Genomic DNA, 12626 nt, shown 5'->3' with positions numbered 1-12626 from the left:
GGTTCTTTTTTTGTCAGCCAATGGTGGGATTAAGCTTTTTTCTTTTTAGTGGCTTTTGTGTTGGGCTGTGACGTCTGTTTTGGTTCTTCCACAGGAAAACTCGTTTGGGTAGGTTCCTCGTCTTGGCCAGTGAGTGATTTTCTAAATTCCTTGATCCCAGAACCCAAGTCCTTGGCAAGGCTTGGCAATCGTTTTCCACCAAAAAAAAGTAAGGCTAAAAAAACGATGAGTGCAATCTCCCATGGTCCTAAATTAAAAAAAGCAATAGGTGCTTGAAAAGAAAACGGATTGGATGGCATATTTCCCTCTTAAGGCAAGAGTTATGCAAACGAATCTGGAAGCAAGCGGAATGATAGAATTCTTTAAGGTCTTGCCAAACCTATTTTCTGGGGGAGTGTATCTCACTGATCCCAAATCGGGCCAAATTTTATTTTCCAATGATTTTTTTAAGGACAATTTAGGATGTAAAAAACCCGGCAAAGATTGTTTGGAATCTGATTTACTTGCTTGGGTATTTAAGGATGACAAAGAAGCATTTTTAGAACAGATCCTATCTCCAAACAAACGAAATGATCGCGAACAAATTGTAGGAGATTACCGGTTTCAGATGCCGAATGAAACGCTTGTTCGCTGGTTCCAGTTTGAAAAAAGAAAAGTGAACATTCCCGGAATGGATTCAGTTCTAGATCTTGTGTTTGTGAGAGATGTCACAAATGAAAAAACAAATGAAATCAATATCGTAGAACAAATCCAATTTTTCCTAGGCCTTTTTGAAAACGCATCCGTGGGTATGGCCTTACAAGACTGGGAAGGAGGTTATTTCCGCATCAATCCAAGGTTCACAGAAATCACAGGGTATAGTTTTCAAAACCTAACAGATCTTAATATTCGAAGGATCAAAGGGGAACCCATTTCGGATGAAGAAATGGAATACTTTAGTTTTTTCAAGGAAGGTGTAGAAGAATCTCGGCTCACACGAAAGGATGGCCGACGAATCAATGTTTACCGACGAATTAGTGCCTTCCGAAATTCACAAGGAAAACCAGACTTTTATTATGTATTTTTGGATGATGTTACAGAAAAAAAACAATTAGAATCATATCAGTTACACTCTCAAAAAATGGAAACCATCGGAAGCCTTGCTACCAATATAGCACATGACCTCAATAATTACTTACAACCAATCCATGTCTTTTCCCAACTCGGAAAAGAACAAATTACTTTAGGAAAATTTGACCAAAACCAAATTTTAGATTATTTGGAAAAAATTCGAATGGGAGCGGATAATGCTCGTTCAATGATCCATCGGATCATTCATTATTCTAAAACAAAAAACGAACATTCTGTTTCCAAAATTGATATATCATCAGTTATAGAGTCCACCATTCCATTACTTGTTGCCGGATTACCTAAAAACGTAGAGGCACAGTTCGATTTTTACAAATCACCATTGATTACGAAAGTCGATGTTGTTCAGTTTTCTAAAATTCTATGTGAATTAACTTCTGGTGGTATTTTTGTATGGGATGACAGGAAACGTGGACTCGTCCAAATCCAAACACAACCCATGGATGAAGTAAGGTTACTGATCTCCTTGGAATTTACAGGATTGTCCTTACCCAGTTTATCGGAATTAACCACCTTGGATTTGGTAAATTTTCGTGATGAGGATTTCCAATGGACGGGAATCCATTTAATCAATCGTTATGTGAAGAATTGGGGAGGTGAGTTTTATTTAGACAAACCGGATCCCATGACTTTAAAAGTATTTATTTACTTACCATTAGAAGAGTCAATTCCACTCCACAATCCATACAAGATGAATTCTGAAACAAAACCTAAAGATGTTTGGTCTGAAATCTCGAAGAAAAAAATTTGGATCGTGGAAGATGACGAAGCTGCCAGTGAAACCATTTCCTTTGTTTTATCTCAAAAACAAATCAATCCAAAAGTTTTTTCCACTTCTACCTCAGCGATCCAATATTTGAATGAGGAAATTCCTGATTTTGTTTTATCTGATTACCGATTACGAGAAATGAGTGGCCTAGTAATGATTCGTAAAATCAAACAAGTATCACCTGGTGTTTCTGCAGTTTTATATACAGGAAATATGGATGGATTGGATGCAGAGGAACTTTCTAAAGAAGGGATATTGGTTCGGTCCAAACCAATATCCGTTGATGAATTATACGAATCGATTTTGTTATCTTTTGGATTTCTTTGATTTTTTAACTTCTTCGGCTCCTGTTGTGTCTTTGATGAATTGGATCATTTCCTTTTCAATCAGTGTTTTATCGGATTTTACATATTTAGAAAGTAAGACATGAGCCCCATCCTCGATTTTTAATAATCGGTTTTTAGGATTGGCATTAGGTCCTTTTTGGATTTTGTCGAATACATCTAACATTGCTTTTATGGAAGCAACAAAATCATGTTCCCTTTCGGATTTATAATAATACATTAAAAGAGTAGGTGTGCTAACCTTCGGGTAAGGATTTTCTTTATCCATAAATCGTTTTAGATCCAGAATGTTTTGGATGGCACCATAATATTGGTCCAAATACCAATACTTAGCGGATTCATCTTTTGGATCAGTTTTTGAAATTCGAATTTCTCCTTTGATAGCATCGATGAAAGATTTTCCCCAATAAAATCGAAAGATGTGAGCAGTGGGATCATCAAAATCATAAAAAGGAGACGCAAGGATCAAACTATCTACTAAGTCTGGGTGTTTTGCAGCCAAGTAAGTTGCAATATTTCCACCCATACTTGTTCCAATAACGACCGTTTTGTGACCTAATTCTTTTGAATAAATCAAACTATCTTCTGCGTCTTGTAAGTATTTTTGGAATGGAGTATGGAGGTGGTCTTCAATATTGGTTCCATGACCAGGCAGGCGTACGTAATAAGTATTGGCACCAAAGTATTCACTGAGTTTGTTTGTGACTTCTTCCCCTTCACCTCGGCTTGCACCAAATCCATGTAGGTATAAAATTGTTATGGGTGTAGGTTCTTCTGAAACTCGGATTAGATATTCTTCATTATTGGGTTTTGTATTTTCTTTTTTACTGATCTCGAGTTCGTTTTGGTAAAAGCTTTCGAAATTTTCGAATTTTCGAGTGGAATCATAATTGTATTCACCAGTAGACCAATTGTAAGTGGATACTAGAAAGGAAGAAAGAATGAGAGTGATTGCGGTCACCCATTTGATTATTAATCTCATCGAGGTTCTCTTGTTACGAAAGGTAAATACTACAAATTTAGGAATTCTGTTTCTAATTCAAGTCAATTTGTTCATTTTCTGTCACAAAACGAATGGAGAACATTCTTTCTGGACTCCCATTGTGCCTGATGTAGCAAAAACAACGGCTGTTTATGGTACCATCCAAAATCCAACTGATTCTGAAATTTCAATCCTTTCTGTTTCTAGTAACCAATACAAAACTGTTGAATTCCATACGATGTCAATGGAGAATGAAGGGATCATGAGGATGAGAAAACTAGACTATCCGATCTTCATGAAACCAAATGAATCAATTGAACTTACACGAAATGGCACACATCTTATGTTATATGAGAAAGAAAATTCAAGTGGGGAGCTTTTGATTCAAATTCATTTTTCAAATGGTTTGGTTAAAAAACACATTGTGGAGAAAAAATCGTTATGAAAAATATTTTAACTCTTAGTTTTACTATATTCCTTTTTTTTAATATTCTCTATTGTGGGTCGGCAATTGAGCTCACAGAACTTCCCATAGGTGGAAACATAGAGGCCATGGACAAAACGGGAACAAAAGTGAATTTTAAAAATTTCCAAGAACCTGTTTTATTAGTTTTTTTTGGTTATACATACTGTCCTGATTTTTGTCCGAATACTCTGGCAAAAATCAAATCTGCGACTGATCATTTTTCTGAACTGGAAAAGAAAAATTTCCGTGTTGTATTTGTTTCAATTGATCCAGAAAGAGATTCTACAGAAACCGCCACTAAGTATGTTCAGTTTTATATTCCAAATTCAATTGGGTATAGTTTTGATCAGAGCACAACCAATCGATTGTTAAAACAATATGCGGCTTATGTGGAAAAAACAAAAGATGGATTGGCTTTTGATCATTCGACGTATCTTTATGTTTTAGATTCCCAAAGGAAAACTCGAAAACTCATCAAGTCAACCGATGGGAAAGAGGTAATATCCAAAACTATTTTGGCTTTAAGCAGCAATTCCGTTCAATCGAAGTAATGCTTGGATGTCTGGATCTTTTCCATAAAAATCACGGAAAAGATTCATGGCATTTGCTGAACCACCTTTTTCCAAAACAGTTTTTCTGAAATGGGAAGCGTGTTCCAAATCAAACACACCTTTATCTACAAATGAATAAAATGCATTGGCTGACAAAAGTTCCGCCCATTTATAGGAATAATAACCAGCAGCATAACCACCAGCAAAGATATGAGTGAACGAGTTTTGGAATTTATTATAGGAAGGAGGAACTAGAACAGCAATTTCCTTTCTAACTTGGTTTAAAATTTCTTGTACTTTGGCCTCAGTTGGTTTTTCTTTATGTACCAACATATCAAATTTTGCAAATTCGATTTGTCTCACAACTCCCATAGCCGACATAAAATTTTTTGCTTTTACCATTGTCTCTATATAAGAGTTGGGAATCGGTTCTTTTGTTTGGTAATGTTTCGCAAAAAGTTGTAAAACCTTTGGCTCATATACAAAGTTTTCAAGAAATTGAGATGGAAACTCTACCGCATCCCATTCCACACCATTCACTCCGCTCACAAATGCTTCATTCACTTTTGAGAGTAGATGATGCAGGGCATGGCCTAATTCATGAAACAATGTAACAACATCACTCGGTCTGAGTAAACTAGGTTGTGTAGCTGTGGCTTTTGGAAAACTTGCAACTACAAAGGCAATGGGAAGTTCTGTTTTGCCAGATTCGTCTTGGAAATGTGGTTTCCAGTTGTGCATCCATGCCCCACCTTTTTTTTCACTTCTCACTTCCAAGTCTAAATATAACCTGGAACGAGTTTCCCCTTCCACAACTAAGTCATAACAAAGGACAGATGGTTCCCATACATTCGTTTTTACTTCTTGGAACCTAACTCCAAGTAGTTGTTCCAAAAATTGGAAGGTACCTTGGATGACGGTTTCTTTTTCCAAAAATGGTCTATAAATTTCTTCGTCGTATGAAAAGGATTCTTTTTTCAATTTTTCAGCATAGTATGTGAGATCCCAAGGTTCAATTTGAGTTTCTCCCATTTTTTTTGCGAAAGTTTTGATCTCGGCATATTCCTTTTCCGCAATGGGTTTTGCTTTTTCCGCTAAGTGGTCGAGAAATGTTATCACTTCTTCTGGAGTATTGGCAACCTTTGTTGCCAAACTCAAATGTGCATAGGTTTCAAAACCAAGAAGTTTTGCTTCTTTGTCTCTAAGGTTTAAAATTTTTTCTATGAGTGCACCATTTTCCGGAGCCCTTGTGCAATATGCGTCATAAAGTTCTTTTCTGATTTTTCTGTTTTCGCCATAAGTCATATAAGCAATGTAAGATGGAAAATGAAGTGTGAATTTGTAAGTTCCGTCTTCTTGTTTGGCTGAAACTTTGTCACTTTCCGGAATTCCTTTTACATCTTCCTCATTCAAAAAAAGAGCAAAGGCATTCGTTGCGTTAAGTACATTTTGAGAAAATTGATTGGTAAGGTCTGATAATTGGATGCGGATATTTTTCAGTTCTTCCTTTGTACTTGGATTGAGTCCAACTCCTGACAATTGGAAATCTCGAATTTCATTTTCTAAAACTTTTGATTGTTCTTCGTTGAGAGATTGATCATTCTTCTGGATATTGAGTAGAGCCGCATAAATTTCTTCATTTTGTCCTAAGTCTGTAAAATATTCACTTAGTTTAGGCAACAATCGACTGTAGATTGTTTGGCTTTCATCATTATTTTTTACGGAGTTGATGTGAGATACTTCTGTAACCAAATCTCCAAGTTCTGTTTGTATCCTTTGGTATGGTTTCAAAAAATTTTGAAACGAGATGGGACTTTTTTTGAGAAGAGATTGGATGAATTCTTTGTTCGACTCCATTTTCTTTAAAATGGTCGATTCTTTTTGTAATAAATTGTCGGAATGAAATTCTGGAAACATCTGCACCTCTTAGGAATTAGACTCGATTTCGAATGCTTATCAACCAATTTGGAGTTAAGGGGAAAGTCTGCTAGTGGAAAAAAGGAAAATTGTTTTCTTTGATGGAGTGTGCCATCTTTGTATGGGTTCGGTTCAATTTTTATTAAAACACAACAAAACAGAATCTCTCTCCTTTTCTGCAATTGGGTCCAAAACTTTTCTAGAACTCATTCCCGAACCTGTGAGAAATTCTCTCCCTGATAGCATTTTGTATTGGAAAGAAGGTACATTGTACCAAGAATCAGATGCCATCCTTGGTATCACAAAAGAATTAACTTTGCCATGGCGATTGGGAGTTTTCTTTTGGATGGTGCCAAGATCACTCCGCAATTTGTTGTATCGTTTGATCGCCAAACACCGGTACCAGTGGTTTGGCAAAGCAGAAACATGTATGGTACCAAAACCAGAATTGAAACAAAGGTTTTTAGACTAAGGTTCTTTTTTCACAAGTACTAGTTTTAAGGTTTTGTTCCGATCATACGCATAAATGGAGATGGGTTCTCCCACTTGTTTCATTTTGAATCCCATGGAATCAAAAAGAATTCGATCTGATTCGGTCATAAGGATGGTTCCACTTACATTCGTTAGTTCATTCCAATCAATTTCCTTTATGGGTCTATGAAAATAAAAGGCAAAACTGGGGATTCCAAGTCCACCATACGAATATAAGGTTTCATTTGTTTCGATTCGATTTTTGATTGTTTCAGCTAATACTTTTGTTTCTGTTCTCATATTATGGAATTTTGGTAACACAAATAATCCAATAAAAAGGATCATCAGAATCGAAGTTGTTAAATACAATCTGTATAAATAAATCTGATTGTGTTTTTTTGATAATTGTTCAGCAAGTAAGATGGAAAGGATTGGATAAGCAGACAGAGGATAGGAAGGGAGTTTACTCGATAGAAACTCATAAAAGATCCAAGAGAACACTAGACCAATCATTAAAAAAGAGCGAGGAGAGAGTGGTAAAAGGATCCCATTTCGAAAGGAAGAAAAAATAGAATCTTTGATTTCCTTTGCGTTCAAATGAGACACAAATCGCCAAAACATTTCTTTTAAAAAAGAAAGATAAACCCTTGTCCATGGGAAAAGTGTTATCACAAATAACACCAAATAGGTGCCAGGTGGTCCAGATTGTCCAAAGACTGGATTTGTGACCCTACGTAAGATGTACCAATCGACCATCCATCGTATGAGAACCCCTCCATCTTTTTGCCATGAGAAATACCCCCAAAGTAAAATGGGAACCAAGGCCATGGGTAATCCGAACCAGGGATGGAGTTTCCAAATGATGGGTCTTGTTTTAGCAAAAAAGAGTAAAAGAAAACAAGTCCCCCCTAAAAAGATTAGGATAGGTGGTCCTTTGATGAGAACACCGATACTCACAGAACACCAGAATAGGAAAGCGTAGATCCATTTTGTTGTCCTAATAAAATGATGAAGGTTTACAAATCCCAACATTCCAAACAAAACCAATAAGGAATCTACAAGTGCGATTTTTCCGTTGAGTGGAAAATAAAGCGAAAAACTTAGAATACTAAATGCATATAAAGCTGTTCTACTATTAAACATAACATATGCTAAATGGTATGTTAGAGCAGCGGTTCCTAGAATACAAATTGTGGGAAACAACCTTAGAACAAACTCACTCGTCCCAAATGTTTGGAAGAAAAAGGATGTGATCCAAAAATGAAGAGGTGGTTTTCTGTGAGGTTCTGAATAGGGGAACTCCATGTTGAGATAATCTCCAGTTTCCGCCATGGTACTCGCAAAACCTGCATAGGCTGCTTCATCTTGGTCAATCAGAGGGGAACAATTCCCCCAGAACAAATACACGGAGAGGGCTAAAAATAAGAGGAAAAATGTTCGTTTTGGTGTGAAAAATTGCACATTCCCAGAAGGAAAACCCTCTCACCCTTGTCAAAACCAAATTTCAGATACAGTCTTTGTATCCATTTTGTAACATAACTGGAATCAAATTGGAAAATAGATTTTGTAGACTTTTTTTATGTTACTGCACATCCCAGGTCCTGTCCTTGACATAGAAGCGAAAGTCACAAGGCCTTCCCTTTGGAAGTACCGTTACACATTATTTGCGATGGCAATGATAGGGATTCTCGTATTCTACCAACTTGCAGTGGTACTACTCCTTCGAAAATCTTCCGAACATTCCGATTCACCATTTTCTGGATCTAAGATCATAAACCCATACTCCCATTGGAATGGAAATAAAGGTGAAAAAATTTCCCTACACACACATTCAGATGAAGTATGGTTCACTCCTGAAAGGCATACGATTCACGAAATCAAAACTGAATATGCGAAGGAAGGTTTTTCCAATATCGCAGTCACTGATTATGGACAGGTTTCGAATGCAGAAGATCCATCTTATATCCGAGGAATGGAATGGGGTCAGAATGTGAAAAAACGTCATATTTTGGCAATTGGGATTCAAAAAGCATTTTATGATTATTTCCCAATCTATGCATCTAGAGAGAACTTAAATTGGGTAATGGATCGTATGAAAAAGTTAGGTGGGTATGTAATCTTACCACATCCCAAACTATTTGATTCGTATTCCAAGGAAGAGATGTCTGCTTTAGATGGATTCCAAGCGGTAGAAGTATACTCTCCGTTTGGCGATGATGCAAAAATATTAGATACTCTTCTCAGTTCAGGTAAAAATGTTCATTGTATGGCAAGTGACGATTTGCATTATTTTCCAGAATCAGTTATACAAAAATTTGACCAACCATTTTGGAAAAACTGGATCCAAACATTAGGTGGACAACGAGGAAGAAAAGGGGAGAGTTTTTTACGTTACATTGTCACAAATGACGGTGTTAAAGACCAAACCTCTGTTATACAAGCATTACAAACAGGATCTTTTTATTGTGTGAAAAAATTCTTCCAAGGTGCACTTGATCCAATGGTCCCACAAATCCAAGTGAATGATAAAAACCAAATCCAGGTGACTTCGAAGGAACGGTATTTGGAAATTCGTTTCATTGGCCAAAAGGGAGACATTTTACAAGTAAGTCCTGATACGAGTTCTGCCACCTACCAAATGATGGAATCGGATCCTTATGTCCGTGTGGAACTCATTGCACTCACAGGTTCGATCCTTTCGAATGCAATGTTTAGAACGAATTAAAACAAACTGATTTTAGGTTTTAAGAACTTTATCCCTTGGTAAAAATCCACTGATTGTTTCAAGAATCCTACCATAGGATTGGAATCTACAAAATCAAAGATTCCGTTCCTTGGTTTTAGTGTTCTTTATTTCCTTATTTAAAAGTTAGATTTTGAGCGGATCCATCAAAAGCATCTAGATATGTTTTTGATGTTTCTTCATATTGTTTCACAACGCCCAAGCTTGCTTGGCCAGAAATACTGGCTCCAGCTGCTACATACGTTCGATTAAATGCTTCATCAACAGACATAAAATCGGAACCACCAACAGTTGGACTTGGATAATCGGCAGGAACTTGGTCTGCATTCAATTGGTCAGTTACATACCCATTGATATTAAAGATACCATAAGATAATTTCGCACCTGGAAAAGATAGGTTACAAATTGTTTCATAACGTGACGCATTGGTTGTGAAACTCGCTTTTGCAGTTGTTTGGAAAGGTGAATCAAATTTTTGCATATATGCTAAAACATAATAAATTTGATCACTGCCACCACATGCCGATTTTAATTGGTCGAGTGCCGTTGTATTCGATGGATTGATTTCCTTTAATTTGGTAAAACTCAGTCGCACAACAGAACGAAAACAAAGTTGCCTTCCAGAATCTACTTCTGTTAACACCACTCGACCGTGTTTGCTAATCCACGAGGAGTTTTCTGGGCCATTCCGCCATGTATAGGTTTGGAATTTGGTTCCATAAATAGAATCATTTCCCGTATAACTTTCGGTGATCACATCACCTACATTGGCAAACTGAGGATTCCCAAAATCAACTAACCGGTAATAAACGAGAGCTCCATCATTGCCCAAAGTAGTGTTTGGGTCATCAAAAAATAGTTGTAAAGAAGGAGTTGATGCTCCAGTTTTTTTGATTTCTAGAAAATGGTTAAAGGTTTTATTCCCTGCATATGCAGTGGAGGCAATATTTGCTGTTGGAGTGTTGATTTTGATTGTAAGAGTGGCAGATCCAAACCCACTTAAATTGACATTACTGAGCACATCCGTACGGGAGGCACTTGGGTTATTAAAATAACCAGCATTCTTTAATGCTAAAATTAAGTTATCAATGATTCCAGAATTCCCTCTTGCCCAGGTGGCAGATTGTCTCACAAACCCCCAGTTGTCAGCACTGGTCGCTGACCAAAGTCTTTCGGAACCAAATCCAAAATGGATGGAATCCCCTAATAATTCAGAGAGGAGGGTTTTTTCCGATTTGCGAGTTTGGTACTGGTAGTCTGTAACCTGGAAACTGATTCCCAAAAAGAGTAGGAGGAAGATAAACTGTTTCATCACTCAATCCGCAATGCCTTTAGGAATACAAATAGTGAATCCAGACTTTGGTCCGGAACAACCTGCCGCTTGGTTATAAGCCCAAAGAGATAATAAGAGGGCACTGATGGCATCTTTGTCCTGATTGTCCTCTTTTTGAAAGAGTGAACAAGAGACGAGAGAACTAAAGAGTAAGATGGTGAGGAGTGGTTTTCGAAAGTTTCTCATACCTTATATAACAAAAGGTATGAGTGTAATTTGCAAGAATTTTAGCGAGATAAGATTTGGTATTCCCACTCATTCACCAAACTTTGTTCGATCGGGGATGTGATGGTAGGTGGAGGTGTGAGGGAACGTGCTAATGTTTTTGTGCCAGTAACTGCTGGTGGTAATAACCGGTAGAAGGAATCTTCTTTTTTCCCACGGAGTTGGTATTCTTTCCATTCCTCTCTTGTGACAAATGCTCTGATCCTATCTTTCGAAGGAGTTGGTGCCGCTTTGAACGAAATACGTTTGTCAGGGATTGTGATCCTTTCTCCCTTTTTTACAAAGTTATCACTTTGGATGGGATTGGGAAAGAGTAACACTGGTTCCCCTTTTTGGTTTTCAGGAACTAGAACAACGTACACATAATTGTCTTCGGCAGTTTCGATTTCAAAACGGATCGGTTCCCCCGCCACATAAGTGGATTTGAGTGAGTTGATTTTGACTTGGGATGTTGTACTGGATCCTGTGTGTGAGAGCGCAAGGTAGATGTTTTTTTTGTCTAAGTAACTTAGAAAGTCTGCCACTAACGTTTTAGATAAAGTTTCAGGGAGGGCATTTCGGTATTCCAAAGTTTCGTGTAAAACATCTACAAAGGAAACAAGTGCTTCTCCATCTTCTAAAGAAACGAGAACCAATTTATCAACTTGGGTTAAGGATTGTAAATTGGTCTTTGTTTCGGTTGTCGCTTCTCCTCGTTTGTCAAATTCCCAGGTTTTGGATTCACTCGAAGGAAAGGATACCACGATTTGCCCACGGCCAGTGGATTGGATTTGTTCTTTGATAAAATCTCGCAAAGCCCGACTTTCTTCTGTGGAAGGGTAGGCCTCTATCGCAATTTTATATACTGGTGTTGTACCAATTCGATCTGCAGAGAATACAGATAAAACGGCAACTGCGAAAAGTACCAAAAAACGTTTCATGATTAACCTTGTCCTTTGTAGTCGTTCATGATTTGATCATTTTTTTCGTACTGTTCTTTGATGCGTTGGTAGTTTTCTTCTTTGATGGCTTTGAATTGTTCAAAGATACGCATTTTTTCTTTTACAAACTCATCCAAAATCTGTTTTTTCAATTCTTTGCCTGAAACTACCACTTCTTCGTTTTGACCCACTAGCGTTTGTTTGCCTTTTTTGTCAGGGCTAACAGCAACGGTACCTTCATTCACATAAACTCCCGTTTCCACTTCTTTTAAGTCTTCGTCTTCCCCGCCTTGGTTTGGTGTTGCCACGAGGAATTCTGTCCCACGTACACCCGCAACAAAACTTGGGTTGACTACGCTCAATTGGGAATCACTAGGACCACCACCTGGCGGTTTGTGTGCTTTTACAAATAATTTGCCACCTACCAAATTGAGCGTGGTGGATTTGGTTTTTGGATTCAATAAATCGTCAATACGGAGAGCCGAAAATTTCGCCAATCGAATGGTTGCTTGTGTTGCCAATTGGATTTCGCAAGTTCCATCTTCCGTTGTGATGGTATCCCCTTTTTTTAGGACACTCCCTAATTTCACTGGTTCTTTTGCTTTTTTAAACCGGGGACCTGATAGGTAATTGTTTCCTTGGATGAAACTAACAACTCCTACTTCTTCAGCAAATACGGTAGTGGTCGTGATTAAAAACAAAAATAAGGGAATCAAACGGATCATGCCACTTTTATAAGGTACGAGCGCTACCTTACAAGTCAAAAATCAGAAAAAA

The 12626-nt window shown here is 37.5% G+C and carries 13 protein-coding genes; 5 read left to right on the top strand and 8 right to left on the bottom strand.

Annotated features, from left to right (window positions below):
* Window positions 1-29: 29 nt before the first annotated feature.
* Window positions 30-299, bottom strand: coding sequence for a Sec-independent protein translocase subunit TatA/TatB (locus DI076_RS09035; protein ID WP_108959613.1), 270 nt, complete (start codon window positions 297-299; stop codon window positions 30-32).
* Window positions 300-322: 23 nt separating this feature from the next.
* Between DI076_RS09035 and DI076_RS09030 the strand changes: the two genes are divergently transcribed.
* Window positions 323-2224, top strand: coding sequence for a hybrid sensor histidine kinase/response regulator (locus DI076_RS09030; protein WP_108959612.1), 1902 nt, complete (start codon window positions 323-325; stop codon window positions 2222-2224).
* On the opposite strand, the gene DI076_RS09025 is transcribed toward DI076_RS09030, so the two are convergent.
* Entirely contained in the window at window positions 2204-3223 is a 1020-nt protein-coding gene (locus DI076_RS09025; protein WP_108959611.1) for an alpha/beta hydrolase, read from the bottom strand. The genes DI076_RS09030 and DI076_RS09025 overlap by 21 nt on opposite strands.
* On the opposite strand from DI076_RS09025, the gene DI076_RS09020 reads away from it, so the two are divergent.
* Both DI076_RS09020 and DI076_RS09015 read left to right on the top strand, forming a co-directional pair.
* Window positions 3183-3668 carry a copper chaperone PCu(A)C gene (locus tag DI076_RS09020; RefSeq protein ID WP_108959610.1) on the top strand — a complete coding sequence of 162 codons (486 nt, stop codon included), beginning with the start codon at window positions 3183-3185 and terminating at the stop codon, window positions 3666-3668. The genes DI076_RS09025 and DI076_RS09020 overlap by 41 nt on opposite strands.
* A complete protein-coding gene (locus DI076_RS09015) occupies window positions 3665-4240 on the top strand; it encodes an SCO family protein (protein ID WP_108959609.1) in 576 nt (191 codons plus the stop codon). Before DI076_RS09020 ends, DI076_RS09015 begins: the two co-directional genes overlap by 4 nt.
* Here the strand turns inward: DI076_RS09015 and DI076_RS09010 are convergent.
* On the bottom strand, window positions 4211-6157 hold the full coding sequence (locus DI076_RS09010) for a M3 family metallopeptidase (protein ID WP_108959608.1): 1947 nt from the start codon (window positions 6155-6157) through the stop codon (window positions 4211-4213). The two genes, DI076_RS09015 and DI076_RS09010, sit on opposite strands and share 30 nt — an antisense overlap.
* A gap of 73 nt (window positions 6158-6230) precedes the next feature.
* On the opposite strand from DI076_RS09010, the gene DI076_RS09005 reads away from it, so the two are divergent.
* The gene (locus DI076_RS09005; RefSeq protein WP_108959607.1) at window positions 6231-6629 is read left to right on the top strand and encodes a thiol-disulfide oxidoreductase DCC family protein; all 399 of its coding nucleotides are present in this window, start codon (window positions 6231-6233) and stop codon (window positions 6627-6629) included.
* Here DI076_RS09005 and DI076_RS09000 read toward each other — a convergent pair.
* Window positions 6626-8089 carry an ArnT family glycosyltransferase gene (locus DI076_RS09000; protein ID WP_108959606.1) on the bottom strand — a complete coding sequence of 488 codons (1464 nt, stop codon included), beginning with the start codon at window positions 8087-8089 and terminating at the stop codon, window positions 6626-6628. The two genes, DI076_RS09005 and DI076_RS09000, sit on opposite strands and share 4 nt — an antisense overlap.
* 118 nt (window positions 8090-8207) lie before the next feature.
* Here DI076_RS09000 and DI076_RS08995 point away from each other — a divergent pair, with 118 nt between their 5' ends.
* Window positions 8208-9353, top strand: a complete 1146-nt coding sequence (locus tag DI076_RS08995; RefSeq protein ID WP_108959605.1) for a phosphoesterase — start codon at window positions 8208-8210, stop codon at window positions 9351-9353.
* 133 nt (window positions 9354-9486) lie between these two features.
* Here DI076_RS08995 and DI076_RS08990 read toward each other — a convergent pair whose 3' ends face one another.
* Genes DI076_RS08990 through DI076_RS08975 form a run of 4 tightly spaced genes read right to left on the bottom strand, consistent with a single transcriptional unit; the run spans window position 9487 to window position 12574 of the window.
* Complete coding sequence (locus tag DI076_RS08990) at window positions 9487-10683, bottom strand: LIC_12337 family protein (protein ID WP_108959604.1); 1197 nt, start codon at window positions 10681-10683, stop codon at window positions 9487-9489.
* A 3-nt stretch (window positions 10684-10686) separates the two neighbouring features.
* A complete protein-coding gene (locus DI076_RS08985) occupies window positions 10687-10890 on the bottom strand; it encodes a hypothetical protein (RefSeq protein WP_108959603.1) in 204 nt (67 codons plus the stop codon).
* A gap of 41 nt (window positions 10891-10931) precedes the next feature.
* On the bottom strand, window positions 10932-11849 hold the full coding sequence (locus tag DI076_RS08980) for a DUF4384 domain-containing protein (protein WP_108959602.1): 918 nt from the start codon (window positions 11847-11849) through the stop codon (window positions 10932-10934).
* Window positions 11850-11851: 2 nt separating this feature from the next.
* Complete coding sequence (locus tag DI076_RS08975; protein ID WP_108959601.1) at window positions 11852-12574, bottom strand: FecR family protein; 723 nt, start codon at window positions 12572-12574, stop codon at window positions 11852-11854.
* Between the last annotated feature and the right edge of the window lie 52 nt (window positions 12575-12626).

The sequence above is a fragment of the Leptospira ellinghausenii genome (assembly GCF_003114815.1).
Lineage (GTDB): Bacteria > Spirochaetota > Leptospiria > Leptospirales > Leptospiraceae > Leptospira_A > Leptospira_A ellinghausenii.
This window is presented reverse-complemented; position numbering and strand designations above follow the sequence as displayed.

Bases quoted from the DNA above. Each gene is read 5' to 3' on its own strand.
- DI076_RS08990 (WP_108959604.1), bottom strand. From the start codon at position 10,683: ATGAAACAGTTTATCTTCCTCCTACTCTTTTTGGGAATCAGTTTCCAG.
- DI076_RS09010 (WP_108959608.1), bottom strand. From the start codon at position 6,157: ATGTTTCCAGAATTTCATTCCGACAATTTATTACAAAAAGAATCGACC.
- DI076_RS08995 (WP_108959605.1), top strand. From the start codon at position 8,208: ATGTTACTGCACATCCCAGGTCCTGTCCTTGACATAGAAGCGAAAGTC.
- DI076_RS09015 (WP_108959609.1), top strand. From the start codon at position 3,665: ATGAAAAATATTTTAACTCTTAGTTTTACTATATTCCTTTTTTTTAAT.
- DI076_RS09030 (WP_108959612.1), top strand. From the start codon at position 323: ATGCAAACGAATCTGGAAGCAAGCGGAATGATAGAATTCTTTAAGGTC.
- DI076_RS09035 (WP_108959613.1), bottom strand. From the start codon at position 299: ATGCCATCCAATCCGTTTTCTTTTCAAGCACCTATTGCTTTTTTTAAT.
- DI076_RS09020 (WP_108959610.1), top strand. From the start codon at position 3,183: ATGAGAGTGATTGCGGTCACCCATTTGATTATTAATCTCATCGAGGTT.
- DI076_RS09025 (WP_108959611.1), bottom strand. From the start codon at position 3,223: ATGAGATTAATAATCAAATGGGTGACCGCAATCACTCTCATTCTTTCT.
- DI076_RS08975 (WP_108959601.1), bottom strand. From the start codon at position 12,574: ATGATCCGTTTGATTCCCTTATTTTTGTTTTTAATCACGACCACTACC.
- DI076_RS08980 (WP_108959602.1), bottom strand. From the start codon at position 11,849: ATGAAACGTTTTTTGGTACTTTTCGCAGTTGCCGTTTTATCTGTATTC.
- DI076_RS08985 (WP_108959603.1), bottom strand. From the start codon at position 10,890: ATGAGAAACTTTCGAAAACCACTCCTCACCATCTTACTCTTTAGTTCT.